The 21,340-nt window shown below is 60.9% G+C and carries 20 protein-coding genes and 1 pseudogene; 6 read left to right on the forward strand and 15 right to left on the reverse strand.

Annotated elements, in window-relative coordinates; all coding sequences use genetic code 11:
• Entirely contained in the window at nt 1-984 is a 984-nt protein-coding gene (gene mltG / locus AC097W_RS16560) for an endolytic transglycosylase MltG (protein WP_479603727.1), read from the reverse strand.
• A gap of 71 nt (nt 985-1,055) precedes the next feature.
• Here mltG and ygfZ point away from each other — a divergent pair, with 71 nt between their 5' ends.
• The gene (gene ygfZ, locus AC097W_RS16565) at nt 1,056-1,988 is read left to right on the forward strand and encodes a CAF17-like 4Fe-4S cluster assembly/insertion protein YgfZ (protein WP_479603728.1); all 933 of its coding nucleotides are present in this window, start codon (nt 1,056-1,058) and stop codon (nt 1,986-1,988) included.
• 120 nt (nt 1,989-2,108) lie between these two features.
• Nucleotides 2,109-2,741: a protein phosphatase CheZ gene (locus AC097W_RS16570; RefSeq protein ID WP_479603729.1), complete on the forward strand. Its 633-nt coding sequence runs from the start codon at nt 2,109-2,111 to the stop codon at nt 2,739-2,741.
• Here AC097W_RS16570 and AC097W_RS16575 read toward each other — a convergent pair.
• Together AC097W_RS16575 and AC097W_RS16580 are read right to left on the reverse strand one after the other, a co-directional pair.
• A complete protein-coding gene (locus tag AC097W_RS16575) occupies nt 2,727-3,599 on the reverse strand; it encodes a YbgC/FadM family acyl-CoA thioesterase (protein WP_479603866.1) in 873 nt (290 codons plus the stop codon). The genes AC097W_RS16570 and AC097W_RS16575 overlap by 15 nt on opposite strands.
• 2 nt (nt 3,600-3,601) lie before the next feature.
• The gene (locus tag AC097W_RS16580) at nt 3,602-4,591 is read right to left on the reverse strand and encodes an alpha/beta hydrolase (protein WP_479603730.1); all 990 of its coding nucleotides are present in this window, start codon (nt 4,589-4,591) and stop codon (nt 3,602-3,604) included.
• 55 nt (nt 4,592-4,646) lie between these two features.
• Between AC097W_RS16580 and AC097W_RS16585 the strand changes: the two genes are divergently transcribed.
• Nucleotides 4,647-5,795, forward strand: coding sequence for an iron-containing alcohol dehydrogenase (locus tag AC097W_RS16585; protein ID WP_479603731.1), 1,149 nt, complete (start codon nt 4,647-4,649; stop codon nt 5,793-5,795).
• Between the two features lie 7 nt (nt 5,796-5,802).
• Here the strand turns inward: AC097W_RS16585 and AC097W_RS16590 are convergent, their stop codons facing one another.
• The 3 genes from AC097W_RS16590 to AC097W_RS16600 form a co-directional block, all read right to left on the reverse strand.
• The gene (locus tag AC097W_RS16590) at nt 5,803-6,966 is read right to left on the reverse strand and encodes a patatin-like phospholipase domain-containing protein (protein WP_479603732.1); all 1,164 of its coding nucleotides are present in this window, start codon (nt 6,964-6,966) and stop codon (nt 5,803-5,805) included.
• Between the two features lie 28 nt (nt 6,967-6,994).
• Entirely contained in the window at nt 6,995-7,801 is an 807-nt protein-coding gene (locus tag AC097W_RS16595) for an HDOD domain-containing protein (protein ID WP_479603733.1), read from the reverse strand.
• A 77-nt stretch (nt 7,802-7,878) separates the two neighbouring features.
• Nucleotides 7,879-10,323: a Tex family protein gene (locus tag AC097W_RS16600; protein WP_479603734.1), complete on the reverse strand. Its 2,445-nt coding sequence runs from the start codon at nt 10,321-10,323 to the stop codon at nt 7,879-7,881.
• Nucleotides 10,324-10,498: 175 nt separating this feature from the next.
• On the opposite strand from AC097W_RS16600, the gene AC097W_RS16605 reads away from it, so the two are divergent.
• From AC097W_RS16605 to AC097W_RS16615, 3 genes are read left to right on the forward strand one after another with little or no spacing between them, the layout of a single operon-like run.
• Nucleotides 10,499-11,008 carry a DUF1993 domain-containing protein gene (locus tag AC097W_RS16605; protein WP_479603735.1) on the forward strand — a complete coding sequence of 170 codons (510 nt, stop codon included), beginning with the start codon at nt 10,499-10,501 and terminating at the stop codon, nt 11,006-11,008.
• 29 nt (nt 11,009-11,037) lie between these two features.
• A complete protein-coding gene (locus AC097W_RS16610; protein ID WP_479603736.1) occupies nt 11,038-11,997 on the forward strand; it encodes a histone deacetylase family protein in 960 nt (319 codons plus the stop codon).
• Nucleotides 11,991-13,175, forward strand: coding sequence for a GGDEF domain-containing protein (locus AC097W_RS16615; protein WP_479603737.1), 1,185 nt, complete (start codon nt 11,991-11,993; stop codon nt 13,173-13,175). The genes AC097W_RS16610 and AC097W_RS16615 overlap by 7 nt, the downstream gene beginning before the upstream one ends.
• An 18-nt stretch (nt 13,176-13,193) precedes the next feature.
• Here AC097W_RS16615 and AC097W_RS16620 read toward each other — a convergent pair.
• From AC097W_RS16620 to AC097W_RS16660, 9 genes and pseudogenes are all read right to left on the reverse strand, one after another.
• Nucleotides 13,194-13,481 (reverse strand): annotated as a pseudogene (locus tag AC097W_RS16620) (nitronate monooxygenase); the annotation flags it as partial.
• An 81-nt stretch (nt 13,482-13,562) separates the two neighbouring features.
• The gene (locus tag AC097W_RS16625) at nt 13,563-14,474 is read right to left on the reverse strand and encodes an SDR family oxidoreductase (protein ID WP_479603738.1); all 912 of its coding nucleotides are present in this window, start codon (nt 14,472-14,474) and stop codon (nt 13,563-13,565) included.
• Nucleotides 14,471-15,409 (reverse strand): glutathione S-transferase family protein, encoded by a 939-nt coding sequence (locus AC097W_RS16630; RefSeq protein WP_479603739.1) that lies wholly within the window; start codon nt 15,407-15,409, stop codon nt 14,471-14,473. The genes AC097W_RS16625 and AC097W_RS16630 overlap by 4 nt, the downstream gene beginning before the upstream one ends.
• A 31-nt stretch (nt 15,410-15,440) precedes the next feature.
• Nucleotides 15,441-16,457, reverse strand: coding sequence for an NADP-dependent oxidoreductase (locus tag AC097W_RS16635; RefSeq protein WP_479603740.1), 1,017 nt, complete (start codon nt 16,455-16,457; stop codon nt 15,441-15,443).
• A gap of 99 nt (nt 16,458-16,556) precedes the next feature.
• Nucleotides 16,557-16,997 (reverse strand): PaaI family thioesterase, encoded by a 441-nt coding sequence (locus AC097W_RS16640; RefSeq protein ID WP_479603867.1) that lies wholly within the window; start codon nt 16,995-16,997, stop codon nt 16,557-16,559.
• A 31-nt stretch (nt 16,998-17,028) separates the two neighbouring features.
• Complete coding sequence (locus AC097W_RS16645) at nt 17,029-17,823, reverse strand: SDR family oxidoreductase (protein ID WP_479603741.1); 795 nt, start codon at nt 17,821-17,823, stop codon at nt 17,029-17,031.
• A 138-nt stretch (nt 17,824-17,961) separates the two neighbouring features.
• Nucleotides 17,962-18,183, reverse strand: coding sequence for a hypothetical protein (locus AC097W_RS16650; protein ID WP_479603742.1), 222 nt, complete (start codon nt 18,181-18,183; stop codon nt 17,962-17,964).
• The gene (locus tag AC097W_RS16655; RefSeq protein WP_479603743.1) at nt 18,183-20,048 is read right to left on the reverse strand and encodes an acyl-CoA dehydrogenase; all 1,866 of its coding nucleotides are present in this window, start codon (nt 20,046-20,048) and stop codon (nt 18,183-18,185) included. The genes AC097W_RS16650 and AC097W_RS16655 overlap by 1 nt, the downstream gene beginning before the upstream one ends.
• Nucleotides 20,049-20,138: 90 nt before the next feature.
• Entirely contained in the window at nt 20,139-21,314 is a 1,176-nt protein-coding gene (locus AC097W_RS16660; protein ID WP_479603744.1) for an acetyl-CoA C-acyltransferase, read from the reverse strand.
• Nucleotides 21,315-21,340: the final 26 nt, after the last annotated feature.

Genomic DNA, 21,340 nt, shown 5'->3' on the forward strand with positions numbered 1-21,340 from the left:
TTATTGCCCACGCTGGTATTTATTGACTGCCTTATTGTGCTCGTCCAGGCCGGCGCTGAAGTGGCTGCTGCCATCCCCTTTTGCAACGAAGTACAGAGCTTTCGATGCTGCCGGTTGGACCGCTGCCAGCAAAGACGCCTTTCCTGGCATCGCGATCGGTGTTGGGGGCAGTCCGGCACGCGTGTAGGTATTCCACGGTGTATCCGTCTGCAGGTCAATCTTGCGCAAATTGCCATCAAATGTCTCGCCCAGACCGTAAATCACAGAGGGGTCGGTTTGCAGTCGCATGCCGATGCGCAACCGGTTGCTGAACACGGCTGCAATTGCGGGTCGATCACCAGGTGCTCCCGTCTCTTTTTCAACGATGCTAGCCAATATCAATGCCTGCGCGGGGTTTTGCAAGAGTGACTTGGGGTCGCGCACAGCCCAGGCTGAGGCAAGTTTCTTGTCCATTGCACGCATGGCGCGTTGCAGCACTGCCAGGTCACTGGAGCCCTTGCTGTAGGTATAGGTGTCAGGGAAAAATTGCCCTTCTGGATGCACGCCCGGTTTGCCCAGTTTCTGCATGAGAACGTCCGGGGGCAACCCTTGCGAATCCGGTTTGAGTTGCTCCGCCTTTTTCAGGGCAGCCTGGACCTGGCGAAAGGTCCACCCCTCGACGAGCGTGACACTGCGCAAGGCTTCTTCCCCTTGCACAAGTTTGCGCAACAGGCTTCTGGGCGTGGTCTCGCGGTCCAGTTCGTAACTGCCCGCCCTGATCTGTCGGGACTGACCGGACAGCCTGAACCACCCATACAGCATGGCCGGATCGACGGGCACACCCGCTTCAGCGACCGATTTGGCCACCTCGCGCGCTGAGGTACCCGGCTCAATGGACAGATCCACCGTTGCTGCGGGTAGGTCGAACCGGTGGTCTAGCCAGGCATAGCCGGCGCCACCCAAACCCAGGACCCCGGCCAAAACAATAACAATAAAGAGACGCACAGCCTTACATACCTAGTGAATTCATGGGAGGAATCATAATTCAGTGCATCAACATAGCGAGGTTCCATACCGTGACTGACAGTGCGAAAGCTTTGACCCTGAACGGGGTAGCAACTTTGACACATCTGGGCGTCATCAAAATTGTTGGCGAAGATGCTGCCAAGTTCATCCACGGACAGCTCACCCAGGATTTTTCATTGCTGGGTCTGGACACCGCCCGACTGGCCGCGTTTTGTTCTTCCAAAGGGCGTGCGCAGGCCAGTTTTATTGGGTTCAAGCGCGGACCGGAAGAGATCCTTCTGATTTGCAGCCGTGATATTTTGCCCTCCACTCTCAAACGCCTTTCGATGTTTGTGATGCGGGCAAAAGCCCGGCTGGGTGATGCCACTGACGAATATGCCTTGTTTGGCCTGACAGGGGATGCTATTAAAACAATAGCTGGAAGCGCAACATCGGCGTGGGCCAAGGCTGATTTTGGTGATGTTTCCGTGGTCAATTTGTATCCTGCGGACGGAGCTCCCCGCCAACTCTGGGTGGCGCCCACTGGGGCTCCACCACCGTCCGGAGTACCCATGCCATTGGAACTTTGGCAATGGAGCGAAGTTCGCAGTGGGGTTGCCACTATTACGGCCCCAGTGGTTGAGGCATTTGTGCCGCAGATGCTCAATTACGAGTCAGTTGGCGGAGTCAATTTCAAGAAGGGTTGCTATCCCGGCCAGGAAGTCGTGGCACGCAGCCAGTTCAGGGGCACCTTCAAACGCCGGGCATTTTTGGTCCATGCGGATGTCGCCTTGGCGGCAGGTGATGAAGTGTTTCCAGAAGCAGACGACAGCCAGCCCGCTGGCACTGTGGTGCAGGCGGCCGTCAATCCGCAAGGAGGATTCGACGCCATCGTTTCTGCCCAGTTGTCGGCAGTGGAGGGTGGCACCCTGCGGCTCGGTGGTGATGGCCGACCGTCACTTCGCCTGCTGCCCCTGCCCTACGCTCTGCTTGAAGACATTTAAAACACGAGCCAATGGCGAGCGATAAACTTTATTCGGCGGAGGCCGACGGGGTTGCGCAGCATCCATAATTGCTCCGACGCCAAAATAGAGCATCAAGAAAAGAAGGGATTGGTTTCGTACATGTCCACACCGTTATCAAAAGAAGAAGCCTTTGCCCGTCTGGGTTCGATTACCCGGGAAATGCACGAGGCATTTTCTGTTCTCGGCGGCAGCAGTCAGTTGCACGCAGTCGTAGGTGAAATGCCCGACGCGCGCGACCGTCTGGCCCATGTAGGAAAAATGACGGAAGAAGCGGCCAATAAGGTACTGAACCTCGTGGATGCGGGAAAACCGGAATGCGATGACCTTGCCAAACGCGGACATGAGCTAGCCCACTCGCTCAATCGCATGGCCGTCCAGCCAGACATGAGCCTGGAGCACGCGCGCGGACTGCTGGTGGTGTGTGGAAAGTTTGCCGAACGCACCGCTGCCTTTGCTGAAAAGGAAGGCAATGTGCTGAGCGACATCATGATGGCGCAGGACTTTCAGGACCTGTCGGGCCAGGTGATCAAGAAGGTTATCGACATCATCAGCCGCACTGAAATGCAGCTGGTCCAGTTGCTGGTAGACAGTGCACCAGTGAAACCCGCATCCGAAGCGACGACCGAGGCTGCATTCACGGGTGAAACCCACCAGTTGCAGGGCCCGCAAGCGGGAGATGCGGCCCTGAAGCAGGATGATGTGGACGACCTGCTCGCTTCACTGGGGTTCTGAGTTCAGCGCGAGCGCCATTTCGATGTGCGCTATCCCTGCTTCTTCAAATACGGGGCCTTGCGGCATGAAGCCAAAGGCCGTGTAAAAACCGGTGGCACTGCACTGGGCGTGAAGCATCACCTGATAATCGCCCCGATTCCGGGATGCCTGAATCAGCGCTTCCAGCACATTGCGTCCCAGGCGGGAGCCGCGTAGCACGCGGTCCACCGCCATGCGGCCAATGCGGCCCACGCCGGGCGCGTGTTGCACCAGCCGCCCACTGGCAATCGGTTGCCCCAGTTGGTTGCAGCTCATGGCATGCAGCGCGGTGGCGTCCGCTGCGTCCCAGACGAGACGCTGATCAATGCCCTGCTCTTCCACAAAGACCTGTGTGCGCAACACCGAGATGCGAGAGCCCAGCAAATCCCAGTTGCCCATGTCGAGGACGGTCATGGGTTCGCCCGCCTGATAGCCTTCAAAAATAGCGCGCAGCGCTTTGGGTACTGGCATCGATTTCTGGGTTGCCGGATTGGCAAACACGTACACGAGTTCGCCGGTAACCAATAGCGTGTCGTCCCGAAAAATGGCACCGTCAAACACGATGGACGATGTGCCAATGCGCGCGCAGCGCAGGCAAACCTCGATGCGGTCGTCGTAGCGGGCGGATGCGTGGTATTCCACGCTCGCCTTCTTGACAAAAATATCCCCGTCCAGCAACTGCATGGCTGCTTCATAGGGCAAGGCCAGGGCACGCCAGTAGTCGGCCATGGCGGTATCAAAGTACATCAGGTAGTGGGCGTTGAACACGATCTTCTGCATGTCCACTTCGCACCAACGCACTCGCATGCGGTGGGAAAAACGAAAATCGGAACGCGGCAAACTCATGGTGCAGGTGCTTTCAAGAATGCTTTATGCAGCGCGCGGGCTGCGTCCTGATGGGCTTGGGCCGCTTGGGGAATGGCGCGCCCCATTTTGATGAATTCATGCACCACGCCGCGGTAAATTTCCAGGTCTACCGCCACACCTGCCATGCGCAGGCGGTCGGCGTACTGCACGCCCTCATCCACGAGCGGGTCGCACTCCGCCAGACCCAGCCAGGCCGGCGCAACACCCCCCAGCTCAGCCAGTTGCCCGGATTCGGTCAGGCCATCCAGAGGGGCAAATCGCCAGTCATCGCGGTCGCTTTGGGTGCGGATGTAGTGGTTGAAGAAATAGGTGATGTGCGACTCCTCCAGCACAAAACCCTGGGCGAATGTGCGGTGGGAATCCGTGTTTTGATGCGCTGCCGTACCTGGGTAAAAAAGTAGCTGCAGGGCCACTGGCACTGCCGCATCGCGCGCCAGAATGGCACACACCGCCGCCAGTGTTCCGCCTGCGCTGTCACCTCCCAGGGCAATCCGATGGGTGTCCAGCGCGCGGCCTGCGCCGTGTTGGACAACCCACTGAACCACGTCCCACGCGTCATCGACTGCGGTGGGAAACTTGTGCTCAGGGGCGAGCCGGTAGTCCACTGACAGCACGGCGCAATTTGCGTGGTGACTGAGCTGGCGGCACAGACCGTCGTGCGTGGCGATGCTGCCAATGGTGAAGCCACCACCATGAAAATACACCAGCACCGGCAAGGTTTCGTGCGAGGGGGCGTACAGACGCACAGGCACCTCGAACCCATCGCGGGCGGCGATCTGGAAATCTTCTACCCGGGCTAAAGCATGGGCTGGCAACTCCAGCACGCCGGAACCTGCGGCGTAGGCGAACCGCGCCTGGTGGGGGCTGAGTGCATGCAAGGGCATGTTTCCCGTGCGGTCCATGCGCTCCAACACATGGTGCATGGCCGGTGTGAGCAAGGCCCTCGGGTTACGGTGGTGACTCATAGATAAAAATCTTCTTGTTAAAGTGCTGCTTTTCAATCCTACACCGCAGCACGCCATGGCCTTTATCTATTACGTGACACAAATCCAGTTCGAGTTTGGCGCGGTCAAACTGCTACGCCAAGAGTGCGAACGGGTGGGCATCACCCGCCCCCTGATCGTGACCGACCCCGGTGTGAAGGCTGCAGGAGTCCTGCAGAAGGCACTGGACGCACTGAACGCGGTGTCCCCCGCCCTTCCGGTGGCCGTATTTGACCAGACCCCTTCCAACCCCACAGAAGCTGCCGTGCGCGCTGCGGTAACGATGTACCACGCCAACCAGTGCGATGGCCTGATTGCGGTAGGCGGCGGCTCGGCCATTGATTGCGCCAAGGGCGTGGCCATTGCTGCCACCCACGAAGGCCCGCTCACGCACTACGCCACCATCCTGGGTGGATCACCCCGCATTACCGAGCGTGTGGCGCCCATCATTGCGGTGCCCACCACCAGCGGAACCGGCAGTGAAGTGGCACGCGGAGCCATTGTCATCGTCGACGATCACCGCAAGCTGGGCTTTCACTCGTGGCATCTGGTCCCCAAAACCGCCATCTGTGACCCGGAGCTCACACTGGGCTTGCCCCCCAAACTCACCGCTGCAACGGGCATGGACGCCATAGCCCACTGCATGGAAACCTTCATGGCGCCTGCGTTCAATCCGCCGGCCGACGGCATTGCGCTGGACGGTCTGGAGCGCGGCTGGGCGCACATTGCGCGCGCCACGCAGGACGGTAGCGACCGCGAGGCCCGCCTGAACATGATGAGCGCCTCGATGCAGGGCGCCATGGCCTTTCAAAAAGGGCTGGGTTGTGTGCATTCGCTCAGCCACAGCCTGGGCGGCGTGGATCCGCGCTTGCACCATGGCACGCTCAATGCCATGTTTTTGCCAGCCGTCATTGCGTTTAACGCAAGCGCGGAGTCGATTCAAAAGGAAAATCGCCTGCAGCGCATGGCACACGCCATGGGTTTGGCCTCCGCCAGCGACATCGGCCCTGCGATCAAGGACATGAACGCCCGTCTTGGCTTGCCCAGTGGTCTGGCCGAAATGGGGGTGCAGATTGCGCAGTTTGACGCGATCATCACCGGCGCTTTGGCAGACCATTGCCACAAGACCGGGCCCCGTCTGGCCACGGCAGACGACTACCGTGACATGCTGATGCAAGCGATGTGAGGGGCCGCTAAAGCGCTTGCACCCGGCCCATGTCCGGGCGCTCCAGCCAGGCCGCAAACTCGTCTACCAACTGGGCGCTGGCACTGCAGGCCGCAGTCCAGGCCTTGATACGCCCGGCCAGGTCATTGCCGTAATGGGTGAAATCGGTCCGGTCCGGCAGCTTGCCGTTGGGCAAGGTTTTGACCCATTCCGGGTTGGGTGCCAGCAGCACCATGGTGTCCAGGTGGTGAGTAGCGTGGTGACGCCATGTCAGTTTCTTGTCCAGCCAGCCGGGTACTACGGCTTTTTGGAAGTGGGGGTACAACACCAGGCCTTGATGCTCATTCATGCCTCTAGCCCCCGTGTCTATTGCGCGAACAGCTACTGATTTCATAGCATCGCGCCCGGCGGCAGGATAGTTCAGATGCAGGTGGTAGTCGGTCACTCCACCATCCCAATAGGCCCCCGGCGGCGCACCGGGAATGTTGTGCACGGCCCTGAGAATAAAAGGAATCGAGCAACTGGCCTGCAATGCCAGATTGAAGTTGGCCGCACTCAGGGGCACCTGACGCGTGCGGTAGTCATCGGTGGCGAATGGCAGGGGCGCACAGGCCGCGCCCGTTGCCACGGCGTCGCGGCTGGAAAAAACCACCCGCTCCAGCCAGGCGCCCATGGACTTGCGGTGCAGGGTGTTGGTCAGAAAAGCACCCACATACCCCAAAGGCGTGCGCAGTCCATGTTCACTGTTCAACACATGGCGCCCACGGGAGGTAATGATGTGCAGCCGGTAGCGTGGATGACTCAGTACTTCATTCACCCGCCCGCCGTAGAAAGCCTGCAGGTTCTTGCCAAACAACTCGCTCACAAATGCGGCGGTGGGTCGTTTCTGTCCGGGTGCCAATTCGTAATGCTGGTGAATGTAGTCATGCTCCAGCTGCTCGAACGCAGCCACGGGCTGATTCAGGCAGCCAGTGGCCATGCGCCACGCACCGATGGACGCCCCGACCAGATTGACCGGCTGCTCCGAGCGTGGCAACCATTCGCCAAACAGGAAGCGGTCCAATGCCCCCAGGATCAGCCCTTTAGGCCCTCCGGCTGCACCGGGGATGGTGCCCACATCACCCGGTTGCAGCCCGTTTTTGGCGAGTGCCTGAAGGGCTAGTGGGCCTGCGTGAATGTGGAGCGCGTGCATGGGATAAAGCTGAGAGCTGGGCGACCGACTAGCGGTGCGCGGCCCAGTCAAACGGGTCTTGCTGCAGCACCATGTCAATGTCCAGCCCCAGCGCCACTCCCACAGAGCCCGGAAAGGTCACCGCCAATGCACGTTCGTTCAATTTGGCTTCTTTGCCGCGCGCCCGCCAGGCCGCTAGATGGATAACGCCCGCCAGTGGCTCATACACATTGCTTTCAAACGGTGCGTACTGGTGTTCCAGTGCGTCAATCATGGGCTGCGGGAACTGCCACATCCGCGCCAAGCCCGCTCCTACCGACGCATAGCAGTAGCCGAAGGCGCGCCGCTCCGCCGCTGCGCGACGCAAATCCAGCGGGGCCACTTCCTTGTTCAGTCGCGCGATTTCTTCAGGCATTGCCAGAGGCATGGCCAGCTCACCAATGGCGTGGATGAGCCCGCAGGTGAAGGCCGCTTGCTGGTTCTGGCGGACAAGCCCTGCCAGAGACCGCGACACCTTGGCCACGTTCAGGCTGTAGTCCCAGAACTGCTGCAGATTGATGCCCGGGATGCCCTTGAGCGAAGCGCCGCTCGCCGCGACCTGCGCCATGGAGCGCACATGTGCCAGATTCAAAAGTGCCAGGGCCTCCGAGACGCTGCTGATCTTTCCGCCCAGCTTGAAAAAGCCAGAGTTGGCCAGCTGCAGCAGCCGGGTAGTCAATGCCGGGTCCGTGCTGATGAGCTGGGTGACCTTGCGCAGATCAACCTCATTGCGGTCAAGCTCACTCAGCAGCAGCGCCACTACTTTGGGGATGCTGGGCAAAACGAACTGCTGTTCCAGCAACGCACTGAGCTTCATGAAATACAGCCTCCACGACCCGCTTTGGGGGACGATTCCATTATGTATCTGCCAGTGTCATTTTTGCTACGGATTGGCTAGCGCTTGAGCTTGGCAAAGGCGGAGGCCATGGCCGATGAGCCCAATGAGCCACTGTTGTTATGGCTGCCCTGCTGACGCTCGCCCCGTCCGGCCGACTGGTAGCGGTTATCCCCTGCTCCCCGGTCGCTACGGTCACCGCCGCCCTGCCGCGCAGGCGCTGCGCCCAGCTTCATGGTCAGGGCAATGCGCTTGCGCACCACATCCACTTCCACCACCTGCACTTTGACGATGTCTCCGGTCTTGACCACTTCGCGTGCGTCGGTGGTGAACTTGTGGCTGAGCTGGCTCACGTGGACCAGGCCGTCCTGGTGCACGCCCAGGTCGATGAAAGCGCCAAAGGCGGCCACGTTGCTCACGGTGCCCTCCAGAATCATGCCTTCCTTCAAATCCTTGATGTCTTCCACGCCGTCGTTGAAGCGGGCCACCTTGAAGTCGGGGCGCGGGTCGCGGCCGGGCTTCTCCAGCTCACCCAAAATATCCTTGACGGTGATGACACCGAATTTTTCATTGGCAAAGAGTTCAGGACGCAGGGTCTTGAGCATGTCGGCCCGGCCCATGATCTCGGCCACGGGCTTGCCGGTTTGGGCAATGATCTGTTCGATGACGGAGTAGGTTTCGGGGTGCACGCCGGTCATGTCCAGCGGATTGCTGCCACCGCGAATGCGCAAAAAACCGGCGGCCTGCTCGAATGTTTTGGCACCCAGACCCGTCACCTTGAGCAAATCCTGGCGGCTGCCAAAAGCGCCATTGGCTTCGCGCCAGCGCACCACAGCCTTGGCCACGGTGCCCGACAGGCCCGACACTTTGGAGAGCAATGGCACGCTGGCGGTGTTCAAGTCCACACCGACCGAGTTCACACAGTCTTCCACCACGGTGTCCAGCGTGCGGGCCAGCTCGCTCTGGTTCACGTCGTGCTGGTACTGGCCGACGCCGATAGATTTGGGATCAATCTTGACTAACTCGGCCAACGGGTCTTGCAGGCGGCGGGCAATGCTGGCTGCGCCGCGCAGGCTCACGTCGACATCGGGCATTTCCTGCGACGCAAATTCGCTGGCGGAATAGACCGAGGCGCCCGCCTCGCTCACCACCACTTTTTCGATGGCAGGGCCATTGCCTTTGGCCATCAGCTTGATCAAGTCGGCCGCCAGCTTGTCGGTCTCGCGGCTGGCCGTACCGTTGCCGATGGCGATCAGGTTCACGCCGTGGCGCATGCACAAAGCGCCCAGGGTGTGCAGCGAGCCATCCCAGTCCTTGCGCGGCTCGTGCGGGAACACCGTGGCGGTTTCCACCAGCTTGCCGGTGGCGTCCACCACGGCCACTTTCACACCGGTGCGGATGCCGGGGTCCAGCCCCATCACCACACGCGGGCCGGCCGGTGCGGCCAGCAGCAGGTCGCGCAGGTTGTCGGCAAACACCTTGATGGCGACTTTTTCGGCCTCTTCCCGTAGACGGGTAAAAAGGTCGCGCTCGGTGGACATGCTGAGCTTCACCTTCCAGGTCCAGGATACGCATTTGCGCAGCAGGTCGTCTGCCGCGCGGCCCTGATGGCTCCAACCCAGGCGCAACGCAATGCGGGCCTCGGCCAGCGATACGGCAGGGGTCGCTCTGGCAGAGGCGCCCGCTGCTCCTGTTTTAATAGCAGCTTGCGCAGCATTGACGGGGGCTAGAGGCACATTGGGCTCTGGAAGCACCAGTTTGGCGTCCAGAATATCCAGCGCCCGACCCCGGAACACGGCCAGCGCCCGGTGCGACGGCACCCGGCCAATCGGCTCGTCGTAGTCAAAGTAGTCGCGAAACTTGGAGACGTCGGCGTTGGCCTCGTCTTTGCCATCCATCAGCTTGCTCTGGAGCAGGCCTTCGGTCCACAGCCACTCGCGCAGGTCTTGCACCAGGGCCGGATCTTCGGCCCATCGCTCGCTCAGCAAGTCGCGCACGCCATCCAGCACCGCCTGCACGGTCGAAAAATCAGGCTGCTTGTCTTCGCCCTCCACCACCGGCCGCATGGGAATGACATACGCCAGCGCCTCGTCAGCGGGCACCAGTGTGGGATTCGCAAACAACGCGTCGGCCAGCGGCTCCAGCCCGGCCTCGCGGGCCAGCTGGCCCTTGGTACGGCGCTTGAGCTTGAAAGGCAAATAAATGTCTTCCACCTCCTGCTTGGTGGCAGCAAGATGGATGGCAGAAATCAGCGCGGGGGTCAGCTTGCCCTGCTCATCAATGAGTTTGATGACGGCTTCTTTGCGGTCGCGCAACTCGCGCAGGTACGACAGGCGGGCCTCCAACTCGCGCAGCTGGATGTCGTCCAGCCCATCCGTCACCTCTTTGCGGTAGCGGGCGATAAACGGCACGGTGGCCCCGCCATCGAGCAATTGCACGGCGGCTTCTACTTGCTGGGGACGAACACGGATTTCTTGCGCGATTTGCGCGATGATTTTCTGCATAAAGGAACCAACTGTCACTAACGAATAAGGATGAATGCCCGACTGCGGCACCCGAAACGGAATCAGGGTCGTCAGTTTGCCACACGTGACCCCGCGCCCATTTTTGGCAGTGTCCCTCTGGCGGCCTCGGCACCGCAACCCTGCTACTCTCACTCCCTTTTGTTCACAAACACCGATGACCCACGCTATCTACACCGCCTCCATCCCCGTCTTCAAGCAGATGCTGGGGGGACTGCAAGAGGTCTTGCGCAAGGCCGAAGCGCACGCCACCGACAAAAAGATCGATCCCAACGCCCTGCTGCAGGCCCGCCTGTTTCCCGACATGTTCGGGCTGCTGCGCCAAGTGCAGGTCGCCAGCGACTTTGCGAAAAGCGTGTCCGCCCGGCTGGCCGGTGTGGAAGTGCCCAAACTGGAAGACAGCGAGCAAACCTTCGGCGATCTACAAGTGCGCATCAACACCGTGCTGGCTTTCCTGAACAGCCTGGATGAAGCCAAATTTGCCGATGCCGCCACCCGTGAGATCGTGACGCAAGCCGGCACCCCCAAAGAAAAGCGCTTTACCGGCCAGTCCTACCTTTTTAACTATGGCTTGCCGCACTTCTTTTTCCACGACAGCATGGCCTACTCCATCCTTCGCCACAACGGCGTGGAAGTGGGCAAGAAAGACTACATCGGGACCTATTGATCGAATGGGCTGAAACGCGGGACACGGCCATGCAGGCTTTTTACAGCGACCAGTTTGTCCTCCCGCTGCCCGACGGGCACCGCTTTCCCATGGCCAAGTACCGCATGCTGCGCGACCAGCTGGCGCAGCACCTCCCCGAGGTTCAACTCACCCAAGCCCCTAGTGCGGGCGATGGCGAACTGGCGTTTGCCCATAGCCCCGGGTACGTGGCGGCCATCGCGGACGGCACAGTCTCACCTGCCATGGTGCGGGAGATTGGCTTTCCCTGGAGCGAAGCCATGGCCGAGCGGGCGCGCCGTTCAGTGGGGGCCACCATTGCCGCAGCGCGCAGCGCAATGGCAAACGGAGTCGCAGCCAACCTGGCTGGCGGCACCCACCATGCCTATGCCGACAAGGGCGGCGGCTTTTGTGTCTTCAATGACGTGGCTGTGGCCGCACGGGTGATGCAAGCCGAATGGGGTCGTAGCCGTGCTGAGAATGGCGAACGTCGCGCACCGCTGCAGGTCGCGGTGATCGACCTGGACGTGCACCAGGGCAACGGCACCGCCAGCATTTTCAAAGACGATGCCAGCGTGTTCACGCTGTCTCTGCATGGGGACAAAAATTTTCCGTTTCGCAAGGAAGCAGGCGATCTCGATGTGGCTTTGCCAGACGGCTGTGGGGACGCTGAGTACCTGAGCGCACTGGAGAATGCCTTGCAGACGCTGGAGGGGCAGTTCAAACCCGATCTGGTGATGTACCTTGCGGGCGCAGACCCCTACAAGGGTGATCGGCTGGGCCGCCTCAAGCTCACCATGGATGGGCTGCAATCCCGCGATCGCCGGGTGTTTGACTGGTGCCATGAGCGCCACCTGCCAGTGGCTTTTGTGATGGCCGGAGGCTACGGTGTCCATATTGAAGAAACTGTTCAGGTGCAACTCAACACCTACCGTATTGCGCTGGAGTATGCAAAACGCTGGTTACAGAAAGTTACACTCCCTGCATGCTGACCCAATCACAAGCCACACAAGAATTGCGCCGCCTGATGGGTCTTTGGCGGGCAGAGAACTCCCGTGTGACGGTTGAGGCGGCAGCTATCAACCTCGACAGGATGCGGTGGCTGACACCTTTGGTGGCTGTTTTGAACGCCATTCACGTAGCCGTTTTTCTGTATCAACTGGTGTTCAACCCGTCGGATGACGAGACGATTCAGAGCTGGCAATTAGCGCTTTTGACGGCCCATCTGATCATGGGTTTGCTCATGGCGGGTTCTGCCGTACTCGCCCACCGCTTGCAGCATGACAGCCGGACATTTAAGGGGCAAGTGCTGCCCCGCCTGGTTGTTGTGATCGGCATGGCTTTCTGCATTGCGGTGGTAGCCATTGACCAATGGATTACGCCCAACATCACGCCTTTCCTGATTGTTTGCATGATTGCCGGATTGGCCATCTATTTGAGGCCTTTGGTCGCAGCGGGCCTGTATGCCGCCGCCTACGTGGGTTACTTTTTCGCTATGGAGTTGACGCAAGCCAATCCGGCATGGTTGCTATCCAACCGCTTGAACGGCGCGGCGGCGTGTGTTTTGGGGTGGGCACTGTCGGTATTGCTGTGGCGCAAATTCACCACCATCACCCTGCAGCAGCAACAGCTTGAAAACGCCAATACCGATCTGCAGGAGAAACAGCGCGAACTCGAACGCCTCACGCGCCTGGATGGGCTGACCGGGCTTTTCAACCGCAACACCTTTGTTGAACTGACGAAGAAAGAGCTGGACCGCGCCCAGCGCCAAGGCACGGCCACGGCAATCCTGCTGCTGGACCTGGACCACTTCAAGCGCGTCAATGACACCTGGGGACACCCGGCGGGGGATGCCGTGCTGAAGCACGCCGCCATGATTGCCAGCACCACGGTGCGCAGTACCGACCTGGTGGGGCGCCTGGGGGGCGAAGAATTCATTGTGCTGCTGCCCGGCACATCCATTGAAGCAGCCCGCAATCTGGCAGAAAAAATACGGATGCGGCTGGAGGGCCAGGCGGCCACCTGGAACGACACCCGTATGGCCATCACGGTGAGCATCGGCATTGCCGGCACCACGGCCAGTGAGAAGCAGAGCTTCGAGGTGCTGTACCACGATGCGGACAAGGCTCTTTACGTGGCCAAGCAGCGCGGTCGCAACCGCGTTATCTAACGCTGACTCGGGGTTGCGCCGCCCCGCCCACAGGGGCGAAAAGTCGCCGCTACCCAGGGCCTCAGCCTTGGCCCGCAAGGGGGCAACCCCAGCAGTGGCCAGTGGAAATGCCGGTGCAAGCCCACTCATGGGCCCCTGCTCCCGCATGAACCGGTTGACAATGCCGCGCGCGGGGCGGCCTGTAAACAGGTTGGTCAACGCCGTGTGATGGGCGGCATCGCTTTGGAGTGCCTGGCGATGCAGAGCGCTGGTGGTGGCCTCGGTACAGAGTAAGTACGCCGTTCCTACCTGCAAACCTGCAGCACCCCGGCCATGGGCGCCTGGATGATGGGCAACTCGATGCCGAGCAGTTCTTGCAGGCGCGTGGCAGCAGACATGCGTGGGGCGCTATTCGCCGCGCAGCGCCGCTTTCAGTTGCACACCAAGCTCGGGCTTGTGCGAAAACGGATCAGTCGGGTTGCGCGCCTGCAGCACGTCTTCCATGCGCGTCTGCACCGAGCCAATGGCCTTGGGGTGGCTGTAGATGTAGAACCGGTTGGCGCCAATGGCGTCAAACACCATTTGCGCCACCTCGGCTGCCGTGACCTTGCCACTGCCCACCGCCTTGTCGCTCATGGCTTGACCGATGAGCTGGCTTTGGGTCGGCTTGCTGCCGGCGGTCTTCAGGTCGTCCGGGCGGTTGCGCTGGCTCTGGCTGATGCCGGTGGGCACAAAGAACGGGCACAACACGCTGGCGCTGATCTGGTCCGTCACCAGGGCCAAGTCCTGGTACAGGGTCTCGGACAAACTCACCACGGCATGTTTGCTCACGTTGTAGATGCCCATGTTGGGCGCGTTCAGCAAGCCCGCCATGCTGGCGGTGTTGACGATGTGGCCCTGATAGGCGGGATCGGCTTTGGCTGCGGCCAGCATCATGGGGGTGAAGGTATGCACGCCGTGCACCACGCCCATGAGGTTGACGCCCAGCACCCATTCCCAGTCCTGCAAGGTATTTTCCCAGATCAGGCCTCCTGCCCCCACGCCGGCGTTGTTGAATACAAAGTGCGGTGCGCCAAAACGGGCGAACGCCGCGGCGCCCAGCGCCTCCATCTCGGCGGCTTTGGATACGTCAACCCGCATGGCCAGCACCTGCGCGCCGGCCGCCTTCATCTCGGCCGTGGTCTTGTCCAGCGCGTCTTGTTGCACATCGGCCAGAACCAGGTTCATGCCCAGTTTGGCACCGATGCGGGCACATTCCAGACCGAAGCCCGATCCAGCGCCGGTAAGGACGGCCGTCTTGTTGTTGAAATCAGTGATCATGTGTTGGCTTTCTTTAAAACAAATCCAATGCGCGGAAAGTGCACATGCACGGTGCCAGCGCGTTCGTCTGTGCGACGCAGGGTGTAACGGGTGCGGGTGGCGGCCACCAGTTCGCCCTCGGTGGGTTCAGGGCCAAAGCTCTCGGCGGACACGGTGACCTGGCTGCCCAGTGCAATGCCGTGCTCGTCCTGAAATGTGGTGTCGTTTTGAACTACCGCCCCCGTAGATGCTGCGCAAGCTGCTATTGATTCAGTAGCAGAATACTTTTCCATCGGACCATGGCCGATGGCGGCCATGCGGTCCATCCAGGCCAGCACGCCCGGTGTGGCGTCCAGAATTCCCGCCATCACCGGTACGCGCTTGCGCGAGAACCACAGCGGGTGGTAGACGGCAAAGTCCGCCACGCAGGGGGCACGGCCCATCAGAAAGTCCTGGCCATCGAGCATGTTTGCGATGCGACGCAGGTAGGACTTGTACGCGGCGGTGGCATCGGCCGGACGCAGCCGCGTCATGCCCACGGTCATCGCGGCGCGGTCCGCACCAAAGGCCTGGGCCACTTCGGGCGGCGCGCCTTCAAACATGGCGGCGGCCCCTCTGGGCTGCAGGTTATAGGCCATAGCGGCCCAGAACAAGGTGCTGTCCGCCCACTGGGCCACGATACGTGCCAGGCCCTTGTGCTCTGCAGGGTACAAGGTGGGCGTGGGTTGCAGGTGCTCCAGTACATCGCAGATCAGGACGCTGTCGCAATACACATCGCTGCCAATCTGCAGAAACGGGGTTTTGCGGTAGCCGCCGGTGAGCGCCAGCACATCGGGCTTGGGCAGGATGGACGGGATGATGACCGACTTCCAGGCCAGGTTCTTGTAGCCCAACACCAGCCGGATCTTTTCAGAAAACGGTGAGGTGGGGTAGTGGTGCAGGATGAGGTCGGTCATGGTCGTTACCCGGTAATTGAATTAGACGGGTTCAGATCAGTTTGACCAGTTGCTTGCCAAAGTTTTTGCCTTTGAGCAGGCCCAGGAACGCTTCGGGAGCGGCAGCAAGGCCTTGCGCGATGGACTCGCGGGGCTTGAGCTTGCCGGTCGCCACCAGCGTGCCCAGCTCGGTGAGCGCTTCAGGCCAGATTTCCATGTGCTCGCTGACGATGAAACCCTGCACCGTGAGGCGCTGCGTCAAGATCAAGGCGGGGTAGCTCAGCGGCAAGGGCTGGCCGTCGTAGCCCGCAATCATTCCGCACACCGCAATGCGGCCAAAGGCGTTCATGCGGGGCAAAACCGCGTCGAGCACCATGCCGCCCACGTTTTCAAAATAGCCGTCGATACCATTGGGGCAAGCCTCGGCAATGGCTTTGGAGAGTGAGGCCGCATTGCTGTGCAACTTGTAGTCGATGCAGGCGTCAAAGCCCAGCTCGTCCACTGCGTATTTGCATTTGTCCGGCCCACCGGCAATGCCCACCGTGCGACAACCGCGCGCTTTGGACAAGGCGGCAAAGGCGCTGCCCACGGCACCCGTAGCGGCGCTGACTACCACGGTCTCGCCGGCCTTGGGTGCACAAATCTTGACCAGCCCATACCAGGCGGTGACGCCGGGCATGCCGACCGCGCCCAGATAAGCGCTCAGGGGAATGTGGGTGGTGTCGACCTTGCGCAGGGCGCCGACCTGGTTGGCATCGACCACGCTGTACTCCTGCCAGCCGCCCATGCCGACCACTTTATCCCCCACGGCAAAACGCGGGTTGCGGGATTCGACCACCTCGCCCACTGTGCCGCCGCCCATGGTCTGGCCCAAGGCCTGTGGTACAGCGTAGCTTTTGGAGTCGTTCATGCGCCCACGCATGTAAGGGTCCAGGCTCAAAAAGTGGTGGCGCACCAGCACCTGGCCGTCCTGCAGGGGCGGTGTGTCGCTGGAGGCGAGTTTGAAATTGCTGGCGACCGCTTCACCGGTGGGGCGGTTGTCGAGAATGATCTGCTGGTTGGTTGGCATGGTTTTTTTCCTTTGGTTTGCTATTGTTTTTATAGCTGCTTGTACAATGAATACGGGGGCTAGAAGCCTATTTTTTATAAAGTTTGTCGAATGGAATGCTCAATCGGTGGCGATGTTTCCAGTCGCACTATCGGATGCGTTGCCGGTTTTGAGTCCGGTGGGCAGTCGCTTCACAAACTTGAAGGTGCCTGTGGCGTGCGCGCAGGCGCGTCCCGCTTCGTCGTACACCGTAGCCTGTGTGAACGCCATGGTGGCCGTGCGGTGCATCAACTCACCCCGCGCCTTCAACGGGCCCACGGCGGGCTGCATGAAACTGGTCTTCATCTCAATCGTGACCACGCCCATCTCCGGCGCAATGCTGCGCGCTGAGGTGGCCATGGCGACGTCCAGCAGCGTCATCAACGCGCCGCCGTGGGTAACCGCGAAAGAATTCAGGTGCTCTGGCCGGGGGTTGTACCCCAACTCGGACCGGCCACCGCTGAACCCCAGCAGCTCAAAGCCCAGCAGATCCACAAACGGAATCTGCACGCCAAAGCCCATGGCTTTGTCCCACGGTGGGGTGTTCATCCGTTTAGCCGCCCGTGACGATGCTGACGCCGCCGTCGACCGCCATCCACTGGCCAGTGATGTGCTTGCCGGCATCGGACGCAAACAGAACACACAGGCCTTTGAGGTCTTCGTCATCGCCCAGGCGTTTGAGGGGGGCGCCCGCAATCAGCTTGTCCTCGCCCAGCGCCTTGAGCGTGCCCATGGTCATTTTGCTGGGGAAAAATCCGGGGCAAATGGCGTTGACGTTGATGTTGTACTTGCCCCATTCCGCGCCGAGGGTGCGGGTGAAGTTGATGACCGCGCCCTTGGAGGTGTTGTAGGCAATAGTATTCATGCCTTCGGGGTTGCCGCCCAGGCCGGCAATGGAGGCGATGTTGATGATGCGGCCACTGCGCCGGGCAATCATGCTCTTCTTGGCGATGACCTGGCTGAGCAAAAAGTAGCCACGCACGTTCAGGTTCATGACCTTGTCCCACGCTTCAACCGAATGGTCTTCAGCGGGCGCGCCCCATGCCGCGCCGGCGTTGTTGACCAGAATGTCCACATCGCCCATGCGCTGCAGGGTTTCATCGGCCAGGCGGTGGATCTCGGTGTCTTTTGCGCAATCGGCGGCAATCCAGCGGGCATCGATGCCAGCGGCTTGCAGTTCGGCGGTGGCCTGCTCCAGGTCTTCGGCCTTGCGCGAGCTCAGCATGATTTTTGCGCCGGCTTCACCCAGCGCGTGGGCCATTTGCAGGCCCAGGCCGCGCGAGCCACCGGTAACGAGGGCCGTCTTGCCCGTGAGGTCAAACAATTGCTGAATGGTTCGTGCGGTCATAGGGGTACTCTCCTGCTATTTATCGGTTGGATCAATCGTGGCGCGAAGGCCGCATCACGATACGGTTTGCGGCCCGGATTGTGCCGCTGACAGACCATTTCTGCGTGTCCCCGGCGCGATAACCGCGCCGGATCAGGTTCACTCATGCATGCGGGAGCGGACCCAAATCAGAATCACGCCAGCGGCAACTGCCATGCCGCCGCCAGCCAGCAGCTCACTGCCGTTCTGCTCCTGAGATGTCTCCAGAAAATACCCGAGTACGACAGCAATCAGGCCGCCATAAATCAATGTCCAGATGAGCCGCTCCATGCGGACCATCCGAACGTCGGTACTGCCACTGTATTTTTTGAAAAACGTCATTAAAAAGCCTCTTGGGGAAACGCGGCACAGGTTGTGTCCCGTGATTCCACCACACCCAGCCAGGCACCGATTTTGGGGAGCTCGTAGTGGTAGAAAAATCGCGTGGCACCCATGCGCCCCAGCGTGGACACGTTGGCCTGTGCCGGGTCGGCTTTCAGTGCGGCAGCCGCCACGTCCAGCCAGATCCAGGCCAGCACGGTGTGCCCAAACGCCTGCATGTAGGGCACCGCATTGGCCAGTGCGTCCGATGGGTTGCCCGTGGCCCAGGCTTTTTGGGTTGCCGATCCGATGTGCTGCAAGGCCTTGCCCAAGGCCGTTGCGTGCTCGGCAAGTTCGGGTTGTACGGACGCGCGCTCGATGGTGGCGGTCATGCGGGCAGCCAGCAGCTGCAATCCCCTGCCCTCCTCCATCAGCACCTTGCGCCCGAGCAGGTCGGTAGCCTGGATGCCGTGGGTGCCTTCGTGAATCATGTTGAGACGGTTGTCGCGCCAGTATTGCTCCACCGGGAAATCGCGGGTGTAGCCGTATCCACCATGGATCTGGATGGCCAGCGAGTTGGCCTCCAGGCACCACTCGCTGGGCCAGCTTTTGGCAATGGGGGTGAGTACCTCCAGCAGCAGGCGGGCATCGTCGGCGACATTGCCACCGGCCGTGTGGTGTTCATCCACCAGGCGGGCGCAGTACAACTCCAGCGCCAGTGCGCCTTCGCAATACGACTTTTGCGCCAGCAGCATGCGTTTGACGTCGGCGTGTTCGATGATAGCCACCTGGGGCTGTGCCGCATCCTTGCCCGCAGTGCCCGAGCTTCCCGCCTTGATCGGGCGTCCCTGTGGCCGGTTGCGGGCGTAGTCCAGCGACGCGTAGTAACCCGCCATGCCCAGCATGGTGGCAGCAATGCCCACGCCAATACGGGCCTCGTTCATCATGTGGAACATGCACTGCAAGCCTTTGCCGGCCTGGCCCACCAGATAGCCCACAGCGCCCGCTCCTTTTCCAAAAGGCCCCTCGCTACCGACGGGGAACTTGCCTTCGCCAAAATTCAGCAGCGTGTTGGTGGTGCCGCGCCAGCCCAGTTTGTGGTTGAGCCCAGCCAGCGCGACGTCATTGCGCACGCCGGTGAGGGTGCCGTCGGTGTTGACCAGTTTCTTGGGCACCACAAACAGCGAGATGCCGCGCGTGCCGGGAACCAGCTTGCCGGATGCATCTGGAATCTTGGCCAACACCAGATGGATGATGTTCTCGGTGAGCTCGTGCTCGCCGGAAGAAATCCACATTTTGTTGCCCTTGAGGCGGTAGCGTGGGCCCAGCGCATCCGTCTCGAAATCAGCCCCATCCGGTACAGCACGGGTTGCCACATCCGACAGGCTGGAGCCCGCCTGGGGCTCGCTCAGGCACATGGTGCCCGACCAGCGGCCGGCAAATTCGTTCTTGGAAAACACCTCTTTCTGCATGGGGGTGCCGTGCTTCATGAGCAAATTGGCGTTGCCGGTGGTGAGCATGCCGGAACCAATGCTCACGGATGCGCAGGCAAAAAAGGCATTGGCGGCAGCCTCCACGCTATAGGGCAACTGCATGCCGCCCATCTCGTAATCCTGTGCTGCGCTGAGCATGCCGGACTCGGCATAGGCCCGGTTGGCGTCGTGCGTTTCTTGCGGCAGGATGACCTTTTCGCCATCGAAGTGCGGCTCCTGCACGTCCACCAGGCGGTTGAAAGGGGCGTATTTCTCGCGGGCAATGCGTTCGCAGGTGTCGAGCACCGCATCGAAGGTGTCGCGCGAGTGGTCCTCGAAGCGGGCGCGCTGCGCAAGCGCTACGGTATCGAGCCAGTCGTGAAGCAGAAAATCAATGGTTGGACGCAAGTTCATGGTATTAATCGGTGCGTGAGGTCAAAAAAAAGGCCGGACTGCGCTTCTTGTGCAGTCTCGGCCCGTCCTGGCATGGGTTAAATGCCTGCTTTACAGCACTTCAAAAATGCCTGCAGCGCCCATTCCACCGCCAATGCACATGGTGACGCAAACCCGCTTGGCACCGCGACGCTTGCCTTCAATCAGGGCGTGGCCCGTCAGGCGCTGGCCGCTGACTCCGTAAGGGTGGCCCACCGCAATGGCACCGCCGTTGACGTTCAGACGGTCTGCTGGAATGCCCAGTTTGTCACGGCAGTAAAGCACCTGCACGGCAAATGCTTCGTTCAATTCCCACAAATCGATGTCGCTGACCTTCAGGCCCAGACGCGCCAGAACTTTGGGGATGGCAAACACGGGGCCGATGCCCATTTCGTCGGGTTCGCAACCCGCCACCGCAAAGCCCAAAAAGCGACCCAGGGGTTTCAAGCCTTTTTTCTCGGCCAGCTTTTCATGCATGACCACGACGGCACCGCCGCCGTCGGAGAACTGGCTGGCATTGCCGGCCGTGATCAGGCCACCCGGAACCGCTGAGCGCAAGCCGCTGATGCCTTCCTTAGTGGTTCCGTCGCGAATGCCTTCGTCGTTGCTGACGGTCACTTGCTTGGTGGTCAACCCCATGACCTTGTCAGCCACACCCATGGTCACGGTGATCGGCGCAATCTCGGCAGTGAACAATCCAGCAGCCAATGCCGCAGTGGCGCGTTGCTGGCTGGCCGCACCGTATTCGTCCATGGCATCACGGCTGATGTTGTAGCGCTTGGCCACGTTCTCGGCGGTTTGCAGCATGTTCCAGTAGATCTCTGGCTTGTTTTTCACCAGCCACGGGTCTGCCAGCATGTGCTGGTTCATCTCCTGCTGAACGCAGGAAATGGCCTCGACTCCGCCAGCCACATAGATATCGCCTTCATTGGCGATGATGCGCTGCGCAGCGGTGGCGATGGTTTGCAGACCGGAAGAGCAGAAGCGATTGATCGTCATGCCCGACACGGTGACCGGGCAGCCGGCACGCAGGGCAACCTGGCGCGCAATGTTGGCGCCGGTTGCGCCTTCGGGTGTCGCGCAGCCCATGATGACGTCATCCACCTCACCGGCTTCAATGCCGGCGCGCTGGATGGCGTGCTCCACTGCGTGACCGCCAAGGGTCGCACCGTGGGTCATGTTGAACGAGCCTTTCCAGCTCTTGGCGAGCGGGGTACGGGCGGTAGAAACGATTACAGCTGAAGTCATGATTTTTCCTTATTCGGTAGGGTGCC

The sequence above is a fragment of the Rhodoferax sp. GT1R46 genome, from assembly GCF_056521285.1.

What these genes read in the sequence shown, in the direction of transcription:
- AC097W_RS16570 (WP_479603729.1), top strand. Translation starts at nt 2,109, where the DNA reads ATGTCCACACCGTTATCAAAAGAAGAAGCCTTTGCCCGTCTGGGTTCG.
- AC097W_RS16580 (WP_479603730.1), bottom strand. Translation starts at nt 4,591, where the DNA reads ATGAGTCACCACCGTAACCCGAGGGCCTTGCTCACACCGGCCATGCAC.
- AC097W_RS16585 (WP_479603731.1), top strand. Translation starts at nt 4,647, where the DNA reads ATGGCCTTTATCTATTACGTGACACAAATCCAGTTCGAGTTTGGCGCG.
- AC097W_RS16590 (WP_479603732.1), bottom strand. Translation starts at nt 6,966, where the DNA reads ATGCACGCGCTCCACATTCACGCAGGCCCACTAGCCCTTCAGGCACTC.
- AC097W_RS16595 (WP_479603733.1), bottom strand. Translation starts at nt 7,801, where the DNA reads ATGAAGCTCAGTGCGTTGCTGGAACAGCAGTTCGTTTTGCCCAGCATC.
- AC097W_RS16600 (WP_479603734.1), bottom strand. Translation starts at nt 10,323, where the DNA reads ATGCAGAAAATCATCGCGCAAATCGCGCAAGAAATCCGTGTTCGTCCC.
- AC097W_RS16605 (WP_479603735.1), top strand. Translation starts at nt 10,499, where the DNA reads ATGACCCACGCTATCTACACCGCCTCCATCCCCGTCTTCAAGCAGATG.
- AC097W_RS16610 (WP_479603736.1), top strand. Translation starts at nt 11,038, where the DNA reads ATGCAGGCTTTTTACAGCGACCAGTTTGTCCTCCCGCTGCCCGACGGG.
- AC097W_RS16615 (WP_479603737.1), top strand. Translation starts at nt 11,991, where the DNA reads ATGCTGACCCAATCACAAGCCACACAAGAATTGCGCCGCCTGATGGGT.
- AC097W_RS16625 (WP_479603738.1), bottom strand. Translation starts at nt 14,474, where the DNA reads ATGATCACTGATTTCAACAACAAGACGGCCGTCCTTACCGGCGCTGGA.
- AC097W_RS16630 (WP_479603739.1), bottom strand. Translation starts at nt 15,409, where the DNA reads ATGACCGACCTCATCCTGCACCACTACCCCACCTCACCGTTTTCTGAA.
- AC097W_RS16635 (WP_479603740.1), bottom strand. Translation starts at nt 16,457, where the DNA reads ATGCCAACCAACCAGCAGATCATTCTCGACAACCGCCCCACCGGTGAA.
- AC097W_RS16640 (WP_479603867.1), bottom strand. Translation starts at nt 16,997, where the DNA reads ATGGGCTTTGGCGTGCAGATTCCGTTTGTGGATCTGCTGGGCTTTGAG.
- AC097W_RS16645 (WP_479603741.1), bottom strand. Translation starts at nt 17,823, where the DNA reads ATGACCGCACGAACCATTCAGCAATTGTTTGACCTCACGGGCAAGACG.
- AC097W_RS16650 (WP_479603742.1), bottom strand. Translation starts at nt 18,183, where the DNA reads ATGACGTTTTTCAAAAAATACAGTGGCAGTACCGACGTTCGGATGGTC.
- AC097W_RS16655 (WP_479603743.1), bottom strand. Translation starts at nt 20,048, where the DNA reads ATGAACTTGCGTCCAACCATTGATTTTCTGCTTCACGACTGGCTCGAT.
- AC097W_RS16660 (WP_479603744.1), bottom strand. Translation starts at nt 21,314, where the DNA reads ATGACTTCAGCTGTAATCGTTTCTACCGCCCGTACCCCGCTCGCCAAG.